14 protein-coding genes are annotated in these 19,876 nt (G+C 47.2%); 7 read left to right on the top strand and 7 right to left on the bottom strand.

All coding sequences use genetic code 11. The features are described 5' to 3' along the window. The 5 genes from ACHKAR_RS05260 to ACHKAR_RS05240 form a co-directional block, all read right to left on the bottom strand. On the bottom strand, positions 1-690 hold the full coding sequence (locus tag ACHKAR_RS05260) for a hypothetical protein (protein WP_395416467.1): 690 nt from the start codon (positions 688-690) through the stop codon (positions 1-3). Next, the gene (locus ACHKAR_RS05255; protein WP_159580865.1) at positions 687-1,430 is read right to left on the bottom strand and encodes an LVIVD repeat-containing protein; all 744 of its coding nucleotides are present in this window, start codon (positions 1,428-1,430) and stop codon (positions 687-689) included. Before ACHKAR_RS05255 ends, ACHKAR_RS05260 begins: the two co-directional genes overlap by 4 nt. Continuing rightward, positions 1,427-1,951, bottom strand: a complete 525-nt coding sequence (locus ACHKAR_RS05250) for a hypothetical protein (protein WP_395416466.1) — start codon at positions 1,949-1,951, stop codon at positions 1,427-1,429. The genes ACHKAR_RS05255 and ACHKAR_RS05250 overlap by 4 nt, the downstream gene beginning before the upstream one ends. A gap of 69 nt (positions 1,952-2,020) precedes the next feature. Continuing rightward, complete coding sequence (locus tag ACHKAR_RS05245) at positions 2,021-4,744, bottom strand: 4-alpha-glucanotransferase (protein ID WP_395416465.1); 2,724 nt, start codon at positions 4,742-4,744, stop codon at positions 2,021-2,023. After that, positions 4,741-6,072 carry an MFS transporter gene (locus tag ACHKAR_RS05240; protein WP_395416464.1) on the bottom strand — a complete coding sequence of 444 codons (1,332 nt, stop codon included), beginning with the start codon at positions 6,070-6,072 and terminating at the stop codon, positions 4,741-4,743. Before ACHKAR_RS05240 ends, ACHKAR_RS05245 begins: the two co-directional genes overlap by 4 nt. A gap of 313 nt (positions 6,073-6,385) precedes the next feature. On the opposite strand from ACHKAR_RS05240, the gene fbaA reads away from it, so the two are divergent. The 5 genes from fbaA (at position 6,386) to ACHKAR_RS05215 (ending at position 13,867) form a co-directional block, all read left to right on the top strand. Then, positions 6,386-7,450 carry a class II fructose-bisphosphate aldolase gene (gene fbaA, locus ACHKAR_RS05235; RefSeq protein ID WP_159580871.1) on the top strand — a complete coding sequence of 355 codons (1,065 nt, stop codon included), beginning with the start codon at positions 6,386-6,388 and terminating at the stop codon, positions 7,448-7,450. Between the two features lie 126 nt (positions 7,451-7,576). Further along, positions 7,577-9,400, top strand: a complete 1,824-nt coding sequence (locus tag ACHKAR_RS05230) for an alpha-amylase family protein (RefSeq protein WP_395416463.1) — start codon at positions 7,577-7,579, stop codon at positions 9,398-9,400. Position 9,401: 1 nt separating this feature from the next. Then, positions 9,402-11,003, top strand: a complete 1,602-nt coding sequence (locus ACHKAR_RS05225) for an alpha-amylase family glycosyl hydrolase (protein WP_395416462.1) — start codon at positions 9,402-9,404, stop codon at positions 11,001-11,003. Between the two features lie 7 nt (positions 11,004-11,010). Next, positions 11,011-11,898 (top strand): 3-hydroxybutyryl-CoA dehydrogenase, encoded by an 888-nt coding sequence (locus ACHKAR_RS05220; protein WP_395416461.1) that lies wholly within the window; start codon positions 11,011-11,013, stop codon positions 11,896-11,898. A 145-nt stretch (positions 11,899-12,043) separates the two neighbouring features. Continuing rightward, positions 12,044-13,867, top strand: a complete 1,824-nt coding sequence (locus tag ACHKAR_RS05215) for an alpha-amylase family glycosyl hydrolase (protein WP_395416460.1) — start codon at positions 12,044-12,046, stop codon at positions 13,865-13,867. A gap of 29 nt (positions 13,868-13,896) precedes the next feature. Here the strand turns inward: ACHKAR_RS05215 and ACHKAR_RS05210 are convergent, their stop codons facing one another. Next, complete coding sequence (locus ACHKAR_RS05210) at positions 13,897-15,849, bottom strand: tetratricopeptide repeat-containing sensor histidine kinase (protein ID WP_395416459.1); 1,953 nt, start codon at positions 15,847-15,849, stop codon at positions 13,897-13,899. Between the two features lie 141 nt (positions 15,850-15,990). Between ACHKAR_RS05210 and ACHKAR_RS05205 the strand changes: the two genes are divergently transcribed. Both ACHKAR_RS05205 and ACHKAR_RS05200 read left to right on the top strand, forming a co-directional pair. Next, positions 15,991-17,277, top strand: a complete 1,287-nt coding sequence (locus ACHKAR_RS05205) for an APC family permease (protein ID WP_395416458.1) — start codon at positions 15,991-15,993, stop codon at positions 17,275-17,277. Positions 17,278-17,282: 5 nt separating this feature from the next. Further along, complete coding sequence (locus ACHKAR_RS05200) at positions 17,283-17,729, top strand: hypothetical protein (protein WP_395416457.1); 447 nt, start codon at positions 17,283-17,285, stop codon at positions 17,727-17,729. Positions 17,730-17,820: 91 nt separating this feature from the next. Here ACHKAR_RS05200 and ACHKAR_RS05195 read toward each other — a convergent pair whose 3' ends face one another. Then, positions 17,821-19,599 (bottom strand): hypothetical protein, encoded by a 1,779-nt coding sequence (locus tag ACHKAR_RS05195; protein ID WP_395416456.1) that lies wholly within the window; start codon positions 19,597-19,599, stop codon positions 17,821-17,823. Between the last annotated feature and the right edge of the window lie 277 nt (positions 19,600-19,876).

The raw sequence follows: 19,876 nt of genomic DNA, 5'->3' as shown, positions 1-19,876 counted from the left end.
CTAGGGTCTCTTCATCAGTACATAGCCCACTTTTGCCGACAAAGTAGGCTGTAATCTCAGACCCTTTTCGTTATTGAAGAAAAAATCATCTCGAAAGAAGTAGGTTACATTGTCCTCTTGCCTTCGGTTCAGAAGTAGATACATCATGTTCAGGCCAATGTCACCTTCCAGTGTCAGACGAGGACTTACACTTTTGCTGATCCCCATCCGGAACCCACCTCCATATCGATGTGAACTAGTCTCTTCATCATAAAACCTGAGATAATCACACGAGCCGGTCCAGCCTGAGGTACATCCATAGCCTACAGTCACGGGCTCGTCTACCTTCAGATACCGATACATTGCATTGACACTAAAGTACCAAAGGGCTTCCTCCGAGCTTCCGGGTTGATAATAAAAGCGTAGCTCTTCGCGGGCCTTAAACCCCAAATATTCATCTCCCACAGACTCTTCGCTACGCACCGCAGCCACCACTCCCACTTCCTGGATGAAGCTCACCCAGGTGCGAAATTGATATTCTAATGACAATAGCACGGATGGATCCTTGGGATTCACAGCATTGGCAAAATCTCCCTTCAGGATCAATCGATTTGCAGTCAGGGGATGATCTTCCTTCTGAGGCTCCTGATACTGGGCATACAAGCTCGCCGCAAAGAGCGGGAGCAAGCTTAAAAGCAGATACCTTTTCATTGAATTGGACTGAATAACTCCAGGTCTTCATCCACGCATCCAAACTGATAGATCCCATCATCTCTGGTGATGATCATGGTGTTTTCAAGTGCGATCATATCGTTTGCCGCTATCTCTGTATGGAAATGAATCAATACGGGATGTGCCGGATCCTCCAGACTAAACTGCTTTAGCCCGCTAGCCCCTTCTGCTACAAAGAGGTCACCCTTGAAAAACGCCAACCCACGAGGATTGATCATCTGCTGCTGATCCACATCAAATGGATTATCCAGGTTCGATACATCGAGTGTTACCAACCTATTGGCCTCAAAAAGGGTGTTATTGCATCCCTCTCCTGATCTGGTAGTGACATATGCATATTGATCATTGGCGATGACCGGATCGCAGGCCGTGCGATGGACAAATTCCGATCGGTAGGTAGGTCTTCCAAGGGCATCCACGGTGTAGATTTTCATTCCGCTCTGTCCGCCAATAAACAGGTTTCCTTTGAAACCAAAAATCGTTTCTATACCAGAGCCAATTGGAGTGGAGCTCTGATACTGTGGGTCGGCTACACTGCTGATATTGATAACCTTCAGATCGGTGTTGCTGACGATGTAAAGGAATTCACCATTGATGGCAAAACGAGCAGTAGAACCACCCACACCAACACCTCCTCCATCGATGAAGCCTACATCTCCACTCTCATCGGTACAAGACCAGCAAAAAGATACTACGAGTAATAAAAGGAGCTTTCTCATGGCTTGTAGCATTTAGGTTTTTCAATCATGGTTTGTTCCCAACCTACCACTATTCCCTTACCCTCTTCCACACATTCAAAATAGACATTGTTTTGTGATGGGAACTCAGCTGTAAATCCGATCACATCCTCCAGACGCTTCAAAATGATCACCGTATCGCTGGAAACCTGCAAAGCGAGGAGATCGTCATAATTATCCGCATAGAGCACCCCGTCTTTCATAGCCATATCATGGTTGCCCGGTATGGTCACAAAAAACTTATTCACCGGCTTTCTGGGATCAGTATTGTCGTAGACGTGGAGCCCTTTGCCTACTTCGTTGACCAGAAGGAGGTTGCCATAGCTGTAGATCTTTCCTGCCGAAACGATGTTTCTGGCACTTTCAAGACCTATGTTTAGTTCGGAGCTGTCTGCATAGATGGGTCTGAAACCCATAGTTGACTCCTGATTGAAATCAGGATGGAAGTCGTCCGGACCACAGGCCAGGACCAGCATCGAGAGGAGTAAAAGTGTGTAACGCATGATGGGTCAGTGTTTAGTGATGATATGCCTTATGACACATCATCACTAAAAACCGTTGGACGTAGCGCGTCAATAATCGGCACTTCGCCCACCCTGATCGATCAGCTGACGGAGAAAAGAGTTGAATCCTTCTTCCTGAAGCAGATCTTCCATATTCATATGAAAGCGATACTTCCAGTAATGCTGAGGATTAGCGGGCACATTGATGCGTTCTTTCTCTGGTGTATCAGATCGCAGAGCACCATCCATGGCAATGAGGTCCTGAATAGGAAATATAGCCAGCATACTTGGTGAATGCAGGTGCTGATTGATCACCTGATGAGCCACCCATGGCTCACAGAAGTAGGGAGCTTTACCCTGTTGTCCCAAAATCTGATTGTAAAACCGCTGGGTCTGCTTATCGTCCTCCTGCCACCATTCTCTCAATGTAGTCATATCATGGCTGCCCGTACTGGTCACACTCAGATACGGCGTATCCGCAGGATGCCAGAACTCTCTGTCATCATTGGGCATTCGCTGAATGGCCAGACTGAGGATTTGTAATTCACTCATTACACCGGGCACACTGGCTGGCACCATCCCCAGATCCTCTCCGCAGATGAGCATATCAGTTGCCCCTTTCAGCATGGGAAGTTTGCGCATGGCACTTTCCCTCCAAAAATCATTGTGCCGCTGATAAAAAAAGTGGACGTACAGTTGATCTACCCTTTGCTGAGTGTCGTAATCCAACTCACCATAGGAGTAGGTATTGTGCAGGCCGATTCGGGGATTAAATGCCTGGCCATCCGAAAGAGGAGCCTCCAGAAACAGTACCTCACTATGAAGTCTGTAGAGGCTGTTTCTGATCCATATATTGAAATCCTTGCTCTCGGGATCATTATCCACCAGTTCGTCGAAGTGAGCTTTGATTTTTCTTTGGGTATCAAAAGGCTCTTTGAGTGCATAGCATCCAGCCTTATATTCATGGAGGTATTCTTCCAGTACCAGATCAGCGTAGTTTCCAAAAATATCATAGATCATGTGCCTCCTGATATATGGTCGGCAAAAGCGATCATAGTCAAAATTGATTCCACGATCTCTAAGCTCGTTTAAGTGAACTGGGAGTGCTGGGTTAAATCTTCCCAGCAATCCCTCCACGTGCTCCCATGGAATCTCCCAAATCCTGAAAAATCCAAGGATGTGATCAATTCTGAATACGTCAAAGTACTCGGACATTTTCACCATGCGATCGCGCCACCAGTGGTAGTCATCCTTGGCCATTTCCTCCCAATTGTAGGTAGGGAAGCCCCAGTTTTGGCCGGAGATAGAAAAGTCATCCGGCGGGGCTCCAGCCTGGGTGTCCATATTGAATAAGTGAGGCAGTCTCCAGGCATCTACAGAGTTTCTATATATCCCTATCGGGATGTCTCCCTTCAGCACCACACCCTGAGATCTGGCATAGGCGGTAGCCTCCTTCAGTTGCTTATCGAGATGGTACTGGATGTAATAATGGATGGCAATGTCCTGGTAGTGCTTCTGCTTGGGGTCCACGAAAGTTTCCAGCGCATCGCTGCTCATCTCGGCACAACTCCCCCACTGGGTGAAATCTGGAGTACCATGTTTATCCCGCAAGTAGCTAAATGCAGCATAATCAGGCAGCCAGTTTTCATTGTTTTGGAAAAAGTCCTTGAACTCCTTGCTCTTCAAAAATGCAGCTCCCTTCTCTTCAAAACTCAGCTTGAAAAATCGGGTTTTCAATTTCATCACACCCTCATAGTCTACCTCAGGCAGAGCATTCAACCTCGCGGCCTCCTTATCAATCTCCGACTGTACCTTTTTGTCCTTGAGCTTTCCCATGGACTGGAGGTTGGCATAAATCGGATGAAGGGCCTCTACCGAGATCGCTGCATACGGGTATGAGTCCACCCAGGTATGAGTAGCTACCGTATCGTTCACGGGCAGTATCTGTACCACTTTCAATCCTGTCTTAACGGACCAGTCCACCAGTTTTTTGATATCTGTGAACTCACCCACTCCCGACCCCTCTTTGGACCTGAGCGAAAAAACGGGAATGGCTACTCCGGCAGTTTTCCAATTACCCACCGGGTAATGAAAAAACTCCTCAGAATGCACAATGAGCTTGGACTCCTTCGAGAAGGTATAAAGCGGGAAATACCTATTATCACCACCCTCCCAGGTGACCACCCGACCCTCTTTGTGACTGTAAATGACAAATTTGTATTCAAAAGGCACTTCTTTGGCAGAGGTTGGAATATCAACCTTCCATACCGGAAAGTCCTCATCACTCATCAAAACAGCCTTGGACTCGTCCCAGGCTCCCAGGGATTTGGTACTTCCCACAACAGCCATCTGATAATCTCGCCCGATGCGTGGAGCCCGCAATTGCAAGCGCACAAAATGCGAAGAAGACTTGAGGTCTACTTTGTATTTGACAGCCTTACCACGTGCAAAGAATGCTTTGGTGAAGGGCGCCGTGTAAAGTGAGTTCTCAAAGGCATGCTGTGGTCTCCAGTAATCCCGCAAGTGCATCTTATCAAAGTGCTTGTTGACTTGCAACTTGCGTTCCTCACCAAACTCATGATGCTCCTGGCCGCTCTCATCTCTCAAGAAATAGTGATAGGTGAAATCACCGGTAGATTCGAACGCTACCTCTGCTGTCCACAAATCTCCGGAGGAGGGCTGCATCTTTACTGCCTGTCTTGCATCTCCTTTTCCCAGCTCTTTCGCTGATCCTGTCACATATACATTCTGACCCCACTGGGTCCTATAACCCACTACAAATTTCAGCTTCATGCTACTACCTCGTCTTTATCTTCTACAAAATTTACCGTCAGGGCTGCTATAAGCAGACATCCTCCCGCTATGATGAGCGCGAAAATCGCCTGAGAATCAAACAATCTCTTGATAATTGGGCCGCCGATTACGCCATTGACAATCTGCGGCATCACAATGAAAAAATTAAAAATCCCCATATAAATTCCCATTTTCCCGCCGGGAATGGCTCCCGCCAGAATGGCATAAGGCATGGAGAGAATGCTGGCCCAGGCCAACCCTACAAAGACCATGGCCACCAAAGTGACTGGCTGAGAAGGGCAAAAATAAATGGAGAGTAATCCTAGGCCACCCAGGGCCAATGCGATGGCATGTGTTCTCTTACGGCCGACCCTGGCCGCAATGGCCGGAAGTAGCAAGGCTACCACCGCGGACACAGCATTGTAAACGGTGAACATCACCCCCACCCAGTTGCCAGCATCATTATAAGCCACCGAGGACGAATCCTCAGCGCCAGCGCCATATACGTGCTGGGCTATGGCAGGCGTACAAAAGACCCACATGGAAAACAGCCCAAACCAGCTAAAAAACTGCACCAACCCCAATTGCTTCATGGTTTTGGGCATTTTAGCAAAGTCCCTAAAAATATCCATAATGCTTCCCTTCTCCTGCGATTCTTCCTGCCCATTGAAGGCTGCATACTCCTCCGGGGGATATTCTTTGGTCTTAGCCAGTGTCCATAATATGGTAGCTATAAAAACTACTGCTCCAAAATAGAAGCTGAAAATCACATTGTCGGGAACCACACCAGCTGGAGCCACTTTGGATACACCCACCCACTCTGCCAGCATGTACGGAAGAAATGAGCCAACCACAGCGCCCAACCCAATGAGGGAGGCCTGAACCGAAAATCCTTGCGTGCGCTGCTCGGTAGGCAACATATCCCCCACCAGGGCCCTGAATGGCTCCATAGAGATATTGATGGAGGCATCCATGATCATCAACATACCAGCTCCCACAAACATCGGTGGGATAAATGAAGCCAGTGCTCCTGAGTTGGGCATCAAACATAAGGCGATAGATGCCAGGATGGCCCCTGTGAGGAAATAAGGCTTTCTTCGCCCCATCCTGTTCCAGGTACGATCACTGTAGTGACCAATGATGGGTTGGACAATTAGACCGGTGACAGGTGCGGCCAGCCAAAACCATGACAAGTGTTCTACATCCGCTCCAAAATTTTGGAGTATTCTGCTGGCGTTGGCATTCTGTAGTGCAAACCCAAACTGAATCCCCAAAAAGCCCATGCTCATGTTCCAAATTTGAGCTGTACTAAGGCCTGGCTTCTTCATATTTTTCTCTCTTTTATTTTTTCCCAAAAACCGGAATTTTTCTAATCTGAAGACTGCCACCGAGAATATCTCTTGAAAAATGTCAAAAACTTCTCAAAACTCTCCATCATGGGTTGGCGAGATACAAACGATTGCAAGCTCTCGATTCCATGATTATCTTGCATAATCCTCAAAAAACGGCCTTTTCACGGCTTTAAAATAGAAAATTCCCAATAATTAACAGGCTCCGATACAAGAATTTAAAAGGTAGCCACAGGTATCCGACGAACGACTTATATTTGCCACTTATTAAAAGCAACCTAAATACTTACTTATGAAATTCAGACCTGGTGTACTTACTGGAAAAGAGGCAACAGACCTTCTTAACTATGCTAACGAAAATGGATTTGCACTGCCTGCTGTAAATACCATCGGCACCAACACGATCAACGCAGTACTGGAAGCGGCACGGGAAGTGAATTCTCCAGTGATTGTTCAGTTTTCTAATGGTGGAGCAGCATTCATTGCCGGCAAAGGCTTGAGCAATGACAACCAGGCAGCTGCAGTGGCCGGGGCAGTAGCTGGTGCGAAGCACGTACATCAAATGGCAGAAAAATATGGTGTTTCTGTAATTCTCCACACCGACCATGCAGCCCGCAAACTCCTTCCCTGGATAGACGGAATGCTTGATGCCAACGAAAAGCACTTTGCCGAAACAGGTTCTCCACTTTTCAGCTCTCACATGATTGACCTTTCTGAGGAGCCTTTGGAAGAAAACATCGGCACCTGTAAGAAATACTTCGAGCGCATGGCCAAAATGGACATGATTTTGGAAATAGAACTGGGAGTTACCGGTGGTGAAGAAGATGGTGTAGACAATACAGACATTGACAACAGCCGACTCTATACACAACCTGAGGAAGTGGCCTATTGCTACGAGCAGTTGATGGAAATCAGCCCTAATTTCACCATTGCGGCTGCATTTGGCAACGTACATGGTGTCTACAAGCCAGGTAATGTGAAGCTTACACCTAAGATTCTTAAAAACTCTCAGGATTACATTCAGGAGAAATTTGGCACAGGCAAGAACCCTGTAAACTTTGTATTCCACGGTGGATCAGGATCCACCCGCGAAGAAATCAGAGAAGCGATCTCTTATGGTGCCATCAAAATGAACCTTGACACTGACTTGCAGTGGGCATTCTGGGACGGTATCAAAAATTATTACCAGGCCAAAGAAGGTTATCTACAGGAACAAATCGGTAACCCTGATGGAGATGATGTGCCAAACAAGAAGCACTATGACCCAAGGGTATGGCTGAGAGAAGCTGAAAAAAGCTTTATCTCCAGATTGAAAGTGTCGTTTGAAGATCTAAACAATATCAATCAAAACGCATAATCATTCATAAAATCTAATGAAAAGCCATCCTTGTGATGGCTTTTCTGTTTTAAAGTCACCAACGAATCCAACCGGTTACTTCCAACTCCGCTTAAGAAATCGATCGAAAACCCCTATTTTAGGCCCATGAAAACACCCCTGTTAATCTTTACCATGACCGTCTGCATGTTGGCATGCAGTACGAAAGAATACAACTACAAAGGCGTGCATCCGATGAAAAAAAGCAACGAAAGAATGGTTCTGTATCAGATGTTTACCCGTCTGTTTGGCAACACCAACACCACCAACAAGCCCTGGGGCACTTTAGAGGAAAATGGAGTGGGTAAGTTCAAAGACATCAATGCAAAGGCGCTTGGGGAAATTCGAAAGATGGGATTTACCCACATGTGGTATACAGGTGTGATCGAACATGGCGTCCTCACAGATTACACCTCCTTTGGCATCCCACTGGATGATGCAGATGTGGTAAAAGGCCGCGCCGGCTCACCCTATGCCATTAAGGACTATTATGATGTCAATCCGGATCTGGCCGAGTCAGTGCCGGACAGAATGCAGGAGTTTGAAGCACTTATCAGGAGGACGCATGCTGCCAACCTGAAAGTGATGATCGATTTTGTGCCCAATCATGTGGCCAGAGCCTACCACTCTGACGCAAGACCCGAAGGCATCATTGACTTTGGGGAGGATGACGATACCACCAGGGCCTTTGATCCCAACAACAACTTCTATTACCTGCCCGGTGAGCCTTTTAAAGTACCAGAAGGTTACCAGTCGCTGGGGGACAACGACTTCCCCACCAAGGATGGACAATTCGCAGAGTTCCCGGCCAAAGCCACCGGAAACGATGTATTCTCAGCATCCCCTTCAGTATACGACTGGTTTGAAACCGTAAAGCTCAACTATGGTGTGGATTACCAAAACAACCGCACCACATATTTTGACACAATCCCTGACACCTGGAGTAAGATGCGTGACATCCTTCTCTATTGGGCCGCCAAAGATGTAGATGGCTTCCGCTGCGATATGGCTGAGATGGTACCCGTGCAATTTTGGCAATGGGTGACCAAAGAAGTAAAGGAGCAGTATCCCGAAGTGGTATTCCTGGCGGAGATTTACAATCCCCATGCCTACAGGGAATACATCCAAACAGGTGGATTTGACTACCTGTATGATAAAGTGGAAATGTATGATACCCTGAAATATATCATACAAAACAAAATGACTACAGATGCCATCACTGGCATCTGGCAGCGGCAGGACGGGATCGGAGCCAATATGCTCAGGTTTCTTGAAAATCACGACGAACAGCGTATTGCGTCTCCTGATTTTGCGGGAGATATGTGGAAAGGCATCCCTATGATGGCGGCATCCACCTTCATGCATACAGGTCCTGTGATGCTTTATTTTGGACAGGAAGTTGGCGAACCCGGCCAGGGGGTGTCAGGTTTTGGTGGCGATGATGGAAGGACCACCATTTTCGACTACTGGGGGGTGCCAGAGCATGTAAAATGGGTAAATAACGGAGCGTATGATGGTGGCCAACTATCAGAAGATCAGAAAGCTTTGCGGGAGGAATACATCGAAATCCTCAAGGCCTGCAATAACATGGAAGCCATTCGTGAGGGCCAGTTTTATGACCTTCACTACTACAACCGCAACGATGATTACACAGGCTATAGCGATAAAGTCTACACGTTTGTCAGACATACCCCGGGCGAAGTATTACTGATCGTGATCAACTTTGATGAAAATCCACAAACCGCCAAAATAAAGATTCCCGCTCCTGCGTGGGAAACTTTTGGGATCAACACTCCAGTGGCACAAATCAGCGGACCGGTACAAATTAGCATCGAAGTGGCTTCCACACTGGATTACACCGACGACACTGATCTCGTGATTAAAGTGCCCCCTATGAATTATGCGATTTATCAGATGCAGGAAAAGCAATAACATGAGAGCGAATCTATGGTTGTTTTCAATGGCCCTTATCACCCTTGCCTGTAGTCCTATGGAGAAAGAGTTGAAAGAATCTCTACCCGATCGCTGGCCGAATGCAGTGACTTACGAAATCTTTGTGCAGTCCTTTGCCGACAGTGATGGAGATGGGATTGGAGACATCAAAGGGATGACCTCCAAACTTGACTATTTGCAGGAGCTCGGAGTGGAGGCAGTCTGGCTGATGCCCATTAACCCCTCTCCCTCCTATCATAAGTATGATGTTTCTGATTACTACGGCATTCATAGCGACTATGGTACCATGGAGGATTTTCAGGAATTCCTGGAGGAAGCACACCAGCGGCATATCAAGGTGATCATGGATTTGGTCATCAATCATTGCTCCAAGCTACATCCGTGGTTTCTGAATGCTCTGAAAGAAGATGGAGAATACAGAGACTATTTTGTATGGGCCGACAAAGCGGGAATTGAGGCTGAGGGAAATCTCCTGAAAGCCAAAACCGGAGATAGTGACAACATCCACCAATGGAATGAAGTAAGCGGGCAGGATGAGCTTTATTTTTCCTTTTTCTGGAGTGGCATGCCCGATCTCAACTATGACAACCCCAAACTGCGAGAAGAAATCTATGAGATTGGAAATTTCTGGCTGACCAAAATAGGCGTGGATGGGTTTCGCCTGGATGCTGCCAAACACATCTATCCGGACCATCGTGCAGCCGATAATCACGCCTTCTGGAAAGAATTCAAAACCAAAATGGAGACTTACAAACCAGAGGTCTATCTGGTAGGAGAAGTTTGGGCAGACCTGCCTACTCAGGCACCCTTTGCTCAGGGATTTAGTGCCCTCTTCAACTTTGATTTGGCTTTTTCCATTATGGAAACAGTGAAAAATGGCCAGGTCGTCAGTGCTACCATCCATGAACATGCCTGGAAAGTCCTGGATGAAGGTTCTCCGGTCACACTTTTCAACGAAAGTGAGAAAGCATTTAAGCAATACAACCCGGATTTTATCAACACCACCTTTCTCACCAATCATGATCAGAATCGAGTGATGTCATTCTTTGAGAATCACGAGAAGAAAGCAAAACTCGCTGCCTCCATTCTGCTGACATTGCCGGGAGCGCCCTACATCTACTATGGTGAGGAGATTGGCATGCGCGGATTGAAGCCCGATGAACTGATCAGGGAGCCCTTCCTTTGGGAAACCAAAAACGACTCTATGCGAACACAATGGATGGAACCCACCTATAACACCACCAATGTAGTGGCTCCGCTAAGTGTGCAGCGGAAAGACTCTGGATCTATCTTCAATCACTATAAATCACTGATTCATTTCAGGAGAAAGTCCGCCGTAATGACCTACGGAGAGGTAGAGCAGATAGACCTGGCCAATGATGAATTGCTGGCATTTACCCGATCCCATGCTGGTGACACTGTGCTGGTAGTTCACAACCTCAGCAGCCGAGTGAAGCGTATTCGCCAGCTGGAACCCTACTCCCTTATCCTTTTTACCACTTCCAAAAAGGTAAGACAAACCGCGGATGTTTTAGCTTTGCCACCGTACCAAACAATCATTTTATCAAAACCCCAAAAATAAATTTCAAATGAACAACATCTCAGTAATAGGCTCTGGTACCATGGGCAACGGAATCGCACACGTGTTTGCGCAGCACGGCTATCAGGTGGCCCTGATTGACATTTCGGAAGAAGCCCTAAAAAAAGCATTGGCTACTATCAGCAAAAATCTGGATCGGCAGGTCGCCAAAGAGAAAATCACGGAAGCCGATAAAACGGCCACCCTTGCCAATATCACCACCTTCACAGAGGTAGCACAAGGAGTGAAATATGCAGACCTGGTGATAGAGGCCGCCACGGAAAATTTTGAGATCAAAAAGCAAATTTTCCAGACGATGGACGCACACTCACCGGCCAAGGCCATTCTGGCTACCAACACCTCCTCCATCTCCATCACTAAAATAGCGGCAGAAACCAAAAGACCAGCACAGGTGATCGGTATGCACTTCATGAATCCTGTACCGGTAATGAAACTGGTAGAAGTGATCCGTGGCTACGCTACCAGTGATGAAACCACCCAGGCCGTGATGGAAGCTTCAGCCAAACTTCAGAAATCACCTGTAGAAGTCAACGACTATCCTGGTTTTGTGGCCAACAGAATACTCATGCCAATGATCAATGAAGCTATTTACACCCTTTTTGAAGGAGTAGCTGGTGTAGAGGAAATAGACACGGTGATGAAATTGGGCATGGCTCACCCAATGGGCCCACTTCAGCTGGCCGATTTCATCGGGCTTGATGTGTGTCTCTCCATCATGAAGGTGCTGCACGAAGGCTTTGGCAATCCAAAATATGCACCCTGCCCACTGCTGGTCAATATGGTCACTGCCGGCTACAAGGGCGTAAAAACCGGCGAGGGTTTTTACCATTACACTCCGGGTTCCAAAGACCTGGTAGTGAGCGGAATGTTCAAATAAAACTCAGCACTACAGGCTGCTCAAGAAATCACAGAGCAGCCTGTACTTTTACTTACGTTCAGTCTAAGGGATAAAGGCTGGTATCAAAACTCACCCTCCTTTTTACCGATTTCATTACCTTGCCCCTTCCCTTGAACCTCATTGTATGAAAAACTACCTCCTTGTCTCCATTCTTTTCCTCGGTCACCTCACCCAGGCACAATCCGAACTTGACTGGTGGAATGATGCGGTCTTTTATGAAGTATTTGTAAGGAGCTTTTATGACAGTGATGGGGATGGTGTGGGGGACTTCAAAGGACTCACCGAAAAGCTGGACTACCTCAACGACGGTGACCCCAACACAGACACAGACCTGGGAATCACAGGCATCTGGCTGATGCCCATCAACCCATCTCCCAGCTATCATGGCTATGACGTCACCGACTATCGCGGCATCAACCCTGACTATGGCACCATGGAAGACTTCAAGGCCTTTTTGGCTGCTGCACATGCCCGCGGCATTAAGGTAATTATAGACTATGTAATGAACCATTCTTCTGCGCAGCATCAGTGGTTTGTAGACTCAAAAAGCTCCATATCTGCTGAAAAACGGGACTGGTACAGGTGGAGTGACACCAAGCCGAGCTACAGTGGTCCCTGGGGACAAAACGTTTGGCACAGCTCCGCAACCGGATACTACTACGGTATATTCTGGGATCAAATGCCCGATCTCAACTATGAAAATGCAGACCTGAAAGCCGCCATGTTTGACCATGCCGCCTACTGGATCGATGAAATAGGGATCGATGGCTTTCGGCTGGATGCCGTCAAATACATCTATGAAAATGGTAGTCAGCTGGAAGACCTGGAAGCCACCCATACGTTTTTCAAAGACCTGAGCAGCCATATCAAATCCTTCAATCCTGATGCCATCACCGTAGGGGAAGCCTGGACCAGCACGAGCAAAGTGGTTCCTTACGTGACCGATGAGCGCATCGACTTCTGTTTTGAGTTTGACCTGGCCACGAGCATCATCAATGCGGCCAGATCAGGAAGTATCAGCAATCTGACCGACCAGGTCACCAATGTGATCAACGCTTACCCGTGGTATCAGTTTTCTACTTTTCTCACCAACCATGATCAAAACCGCATCATGAATGAGTTAAGTTCTGACATTGGCAAATCCAAAATTGCAGCGTCTATATACCTGACACTGCCCGGTGTACCTTTCCTGTATTATGGCGAGGAAGTGGGCATGCTGGGAGCCAAGCCAGATGAAAACATACGTCGCCCCATGCAATGGACAGGAGGGAGAAACGCCGGGTTTACCACCGCCGGATCAGCCTGGAATGCCCCCTCTTCCAATTATGCCGACAACAACGTAGATGAAATGGAGGATGACCCTTCTTCCCTACTCAACCATTACAAAAAACTCATTCATACCCGCAACGATTATGCTGCATTGCGTACCGGAGATTTCATTACCCTCGATGCTTCTCTGGGTGGCGTGCTCACCTACCTGCGCCAATTAGATGATGAGAAGGTTGTCATTGCCATCAACACTACTTCCAGTAACAAGCGCTTCGATATTGACTTTTCGTCCTATGCAAACGCCGCTGACCTACCGCCTTTTGACCATATAAGTGGCGAATCCCTCCTCTCGGTATCCTCTGAGGGCGATCTTAAAGGGCTCTTTTTATCTCCTTATCAGACCATGATACTTACGTTTGACCGGGAGGCCACTGTGCTCAGCACCTCCTCCTACGGGCAGTTTGAGGTTGTCTCCAATCCGGCTCATGATCTCATCAGGATCAACACTGGGACTAACCTTGTTCAACACTATCAATTGGTGGCCCTGAATGGTGCGGTGGTACAATCAGGAGTTTTTAAAAATGAAATCCCGGTAGAGAAGGTGAAAAGTGGGCTTTATCTGCTGGAAATCACAATGGGTAACCTCACCCATCAACAAAAAGTCATCATCAAGCATTAGGCATGTTGGTGCTCTGGCATTAACCGCTCTTAAGCTTTTGGGAGGTAGATCTCTATGGTTGTGCCCTGGTTGGGTTCACTTTTGATATTCAGCCTCCCCTTGCACTCCTTTAAAAAATCCTTGACAAGGTTTAAACCCAGGCCGGATCCATGCTCATCTTCGGTGCCTTTTTGAGTATTGAGTTCGTTTCGAGACAAGATCAGCTCCAGCTGGGATGATGTCATACCAATACCCGTATCCGACACGTACAGGACGACCATAGATGGATCATCCAGGGCGGCACTGAGGGTGATGGTTCCGCCCTTTTCGGTAAACTTGATGGCATTGGAAATCAGATTTCTAATAATAGTAGAAACGGCCTTTACATCGGCAAATGCCCTGATACCTTCGGGGACCTCATTTCTGATAGCTATTTCCTTGCTCTTTGCATGAAGATGATAGAGATCCGCATTTTTCTGCGACACCTCCCGAAGATTCACCTCTTTTGGTTTAAAATCATAACCGTGCTGCTGAGCGATAGACCATAAGAGTACATCTTTCAATAAAATCAACACCGAACTAGCCGAATTGTGCATATCACGCATCATATTGTCCCGTTCCTTCTTGGTAAGGTCAAAACCAGAGTCAGGTGAAAGTAAATCGGCAAGTGACTTAATAATGCCCATTGGACTGATCAGATCATGGGCGATGAATCCAAACATTTTATCCTTTGTTTTATTGGCTCTGGATAGTAACAGTTTGTTCCGGTAAAGTTTAACCGACAGGTAAATGGCGATCAGTAGCAACAAGACCAATAGTCCGCCCATGATATACTGTCTTCTGATGGTGGACTGCTTAACGGCGAGTTGTTCTTCCTTGGCTTCATTTTCCTTTGCCAGAAAAAAGTTTTCCTGCTCTTTCTTCTCCAAATCATACTTAGCCCTGATCTCCTCCAACTGATTGTTCTTCGTAATGTTGAACAGAGAGTCTTTGGCTGCCGCATGCCGCTTGTGATAGATAAAAGCTTCCTCAAATTTGTTCTGTGCAGCATAGTTTTCGGCCATCAAACCATACACCATCTGCTTTTCACGGGTTTCTCCAGAGAGCTCCATCAGCTCCAGGCTCTTCTGATAAAATGCGATTCCAAGATCATATTGCTTTAGTTGCGTATAAGTATCCCCCATGGTGTAATAAACAAAAATGAGACCTGAGAGAAAGTCATACCGCTTCATCACCTTTTCACCCTTTTTCAAATACTTCAGGGCCTCTCTGTACTCCCCTAGTTTATTCAATGACTCTGCGATGTTGCTGTAATTGATACCGGACTCAAGGCCCCTATCCATACCCAAATTGATCTGCAGTGCTTGCTCATAGAGGTCGATGGCTCGATAATAATCCTCCCTAAAAAACTCTAGCACCCCGAGGTACTCATACGCCTGTGCAATATTCAGGGAGTCCTGCATACCCAACGCCATGCCCAGTGCCTCCTGATAAAGTTTGCCGGCATCATCCAAATTCCCAACACTCATGTAGATGCCCGCCAGTATATTGGAGGAGGTGATCATAGCTGCTGTATCCTGCAGTTTTCTGGAAAGCTCAATGCTTTCGATGATGAGGGTCGTAGCCCTCACGTTTTCACCTGTTCGCCACAAAATATGTGCAAGCCCCTTCAAGGCCAACGCCTTCTCATAATCCAGGCCCATCTTTTCGGCCATCAAGAGGGCGCTATCAAATTGAACAAAAGCCAGATCAAACTGCCCCAGCTGATACCTGATGTCCCCGAGTGCCAATCGGATAGTAAGGGAGTCTGATGAATCAATACCTGTGGTCAACGCCAACTCATATAGCTCCAGGGCACACTGGAAATCGGGTACTTTGGCACATGAATCTGCCCGGGTGATCAGCGTACCGGGCTGATCAGTGCTAGCCCCAGCCAAAACCCGTACAGGACACGAAATACTGAGAAACAAGCACAGGAGCACTATGATGCAGGTCGCTTTCAATTGGTAGTGGTTAGACCAGCAAATTAGCCCCAATCTCAGTCAATGACAAAACTGAAAAAGGACCTGAGATCCATATCACATCTGCATTTGGGTTCTATTGTCTAATTTAGAATGTGCGAATCAAGCTACCGACCATACCAGATGCTTAAAAGAGAAATCAGAAGATGGGATCTTGTACTTCTGCTCATCAATAGCATCATAGGTGCCGGCATATTTGGTTTACCCTCCAAGATTTATGCACTCTCAGGTATTTACAGCATCGCTGCTTTGCTGGTCTGTGCTGTGATCGTTCTGATCATCGTCTTCAATTTTGCGGAAGTGGCCAGTCGGTTTGACAAAACCGGCGGACCATATCTCTATACCCTTGCTGCCTTTGGCAAAATTCCTGCCTTTGTCATTGGCTGGATTCTCCTGATCACGCGTATTTCCACCTATGCGGCACTCATCAATCTCCTGGCGACCTATCTGGTGTATTGTTATCCCCCGTTTCAAGGTCAAATATGGCGTGCGGCCATCATCTCTGGGGTCACACTCCTCCTCACGCTTATCAATCTCATTGGGGTGAAGAGCTCCACCAGGGTGAGTAATGGATTGGCCATTGCTAAGGTGCTTCCGCTGTTCATTTTTGTGATCGTAGGTTTCTTCTTCATCGACACCAGCCTCATTCAGACATCTCAGTCCTACCCATCCTCTGGTGAATTTGCCACGTCCGTACTGGTACTCATTTTTGCCTTCACTGGTTTTGAATCGGTACTGGTCAATACCGGGGAAATCCAAAACCCTGCTAAGAACATTCCCTTTGCGCTGATTCTCTCCATCCTGTGCGTAGCGGTCTTCTATGGTCTCATTCAGGTGGTGAGTATGGGCACACTGCCCGGGCTGGCTACTTCCAATACCCCCATCGCTGACGCAGCTCAGTTGTTTATGGGGTCTGGCGGTGGCTGGTTAATCACCGTTGGGGCAGTGATTTCTATCAGTGGCACGCTCAACAGTGTGATGCTGGTGGGCTCCAGGGTACCCTATGCACTCAGTGAAGAGAATCAGTTTCCGGGTATCTTCGGACGTCTGCACCGGAAATATCAAACACCAACGCTCTCTTTGTTGTTGTTTTCTGGTGTTGCCCTCCTGGGTTCCTTGTCGGGTTCTTTTCTGTACGCCCTTTCCATCAGTGTGATCAGTAAAATCCTCATTTTTCTTACTGTATGTGGAGCACTGATCAAGCTTCGTCGCAACAAACGCCAGCCTACCAGCTATTTCAAACTTCCATGGGGTCATCTTTTTGCAGTAGGCGGTATATTCGCCTCCTTATGGTTGCTCTTTAGCTCAAAAACAGCGGAGTTGATCGATGTACTTATCACCACCGCCGTTGGGCTGATGCTATTTGCTTTGTACAAGCTATATACCCGGAAATCGGAGGAAAAAGATTAATTACCATGACTGACAATAGAAAAATAAAGATCAGGCCTTATGTCATTTACTTGTTTGTGGGCATGTTCGTGATGTTTGCCCTCAACAAAGTGTTACTCAGGCCATATGTCCTCCAAAACGATCTACCCAATGCACTTCAGGTCATAGTGCTGTCCTTCCCCAATTTTGCTGAAGCGATCATGGGCACCATGGTACTCACTGGTATACTTTTCAGAGTCAAGCACATCACCTTACATAAAGTAACTTTCCTCAAACCAGGCCATGTATTTCTGACAGCAGCTGTCCTGGCGGCGATCTACGTCATCTCGGGCGAATTGAGGGTGCATGGTCTGGGCAATAACAACACTTATGATCCCAATGACCTGATCGCCTCTGTCATAGGACTAAATCTGGCCTATTTCACCGTACGGAAGTTTGGTTTTGCAACCATACAGGAATCTTCGGAAAACTAGTCGCAACAAAAAAGGGGCGAACATGGTCCGCCCCTTCATTAACTGCCAATATGCACCGGCCAACCGATGACCGATGAATGATGGCGTGAATCTATTTCAAAGCCCATATTTTTTCATACCCCTTATTGGCTTCATCTGCCTTCAGACCTTCCATAGCTTCCGTAAACAATGCAATGACCCTGTCTACATTCATGATTTGATTAAGCTGATCGGTGATGTCGGCAGCATTCTTTGCGGTCTCACTAATCCCTTGTCCCGGACCTGCTATAAGGCCATTGGCATAGGTAGTGGGGCCTACTTTCCATCCATTGGTAGGTCCGTTGATCCTGAAGGACATCCGTGGGCTCAGGGAGCCATCCTCCCAGGACATGGCACAGTCTACTGTCACTGAGATGATCCCGTCCACGCCAAGCTCTTCCAGAAGTTTGATTTCCGGCTTATCTGAGGGAAAGGTACTGGTTCGGCTGGCCCATGTTTCACTAAACGTGGTTGGCAAAAGCAGCTTACAACCCTTGTATGGCTTCACTACTATTTCCTCCGATACGGTATCCATCGTAGCAAACAAGTGCTGGTATTGACTGGCTTTCATGGTGGTTTCTATTGGCACCAGCTGCACATTCATTTGCTCAAGTAAGGCCGTTTCAAACTTCTTGTAAAACTCATTCACAAGTTGATCCCAATAAGCCTCTGGCACCTCCGGGAAAGTTTTGGTGGTGGTGGTAGTGGTAGTAGTGGTCACATTGCCGGAGGTGGAAGTGGAGGTCTTTACCTGCTGCTGCTTGAGCTGTGTGGCCCGAACTACGAAAGATGCCATGGCCAGTTTCTTTGGTTCAGAGAGTGGTGGCCCCCAGAAGGCATTTGGCTTATTGGCATTGACTTCAAAACCATCCTTGGTTTTGGCCTTATAGCCAGCGTTGAACTCATCAGTACCGATACCCAGAAAGGTTTTTTGATCCCCCACCAAATTAATGGGTGACCAGTCCATGGCTCCGGATATCACCTGAGCAGCACCCAAAGCAGGCAGGTTCACTACTTTTTCCTTTGTGCGCTGCACCAGCAGGTAATTGCTTCCCTGCTCAAACTTGTAAGCTGTGGTGGCTGTATGCCTGAAGGCTTCTTTCGGAATGATGATTTTGGTGGTGCTTTTGAAAAAACCAATTTCGTTAAAGCCCCTGATACCCATCACTTTTCCCAACACGGCTACATAAAAATCCGCGGTGCCACCCTCGGGATGGTTGAGCTCCAGTACCAGGTCCTCATCCATGTTTACATCTACCACTTCACCTTTGGGTTTTCCATTGACCGAAATGATTTCAATCGGCTCAATCGGCTCTGCCTTCAACTCAGCCTGATCCCCGCGCACAGTAGACACGTTGACGGTATGTGCTCCGCTGTTTTGCGACACAATACCTCCATAAAATCCATTGGCCACATGCTCTGTAAGGTTTCCATCAATATTTACCGTACCATCAATCTTACTCATCCCAACGCCTTCTTTTTTCAGAAATAACACACCAGCCATGTCCATACCGGGCTCCCAGAAACCGAAATATTCGGTTTCGATCGTCTCCGTCTCGCTGGGATAGAGGTTTTGCATGTAGATCACCTGCATGGAAAGGGTAGACAAATCATCGGTAGTAGATGTAAGTAGATTTCCCGCCAGCTTGCCGAGGGATTTCATAACATTGAAATTTTTGGCTTTTGCTTTCAGCTTGCCGCCGAAACCCCCGGATTCTTCTTCCGTGGCTTCCTCTTTTGGATCATCGTTTGCGTCGTCCTTCTTTCCAAAAGGTAATTTTTGTGCTTCCGCATTGAATGCAAGAAGACCACCCAGGGTCAAGTAGATGGCGAATAGTTTGATTCGGTTCATGTGCGTGATGTTTTTTGGATAAAGTTATGCTTGCCTATGAGCCGAAAACATACCCTGCTCTCGGTATATTGTAGTACGTGGATACCGAAACCGCTTAAGCCAATTGAGTGCCTCTCATCCTCCTTTCGAGCTGAAATTCGGCGTACCAACCTTCTGAAAAATTGCACCCAGTAAAGCCCTGGTAGCTGCATGGTAGTTTAGAGTTAATTTGGCCAAGTGTTGCTGCTCCTGTGGTGTAAGGCTCTTTACTTGTTTGAGAACAACAGGTACCTGATCG

Origin of the sequence: Marinoscillum luteum (assembly GCF_044005705.1) — a bacterium.
Classification (GTDB): Bacteria; Bacteroidota; Bacteroidia; order Cytophagales; family Cyclobacteriaceae; genus Marinoscillum; species Marinoscillum luteum.
Note: the sequence above shows the minus strand (reverse complement) of the source record. Positions and strands in the feature narration are given on the sequence as shown.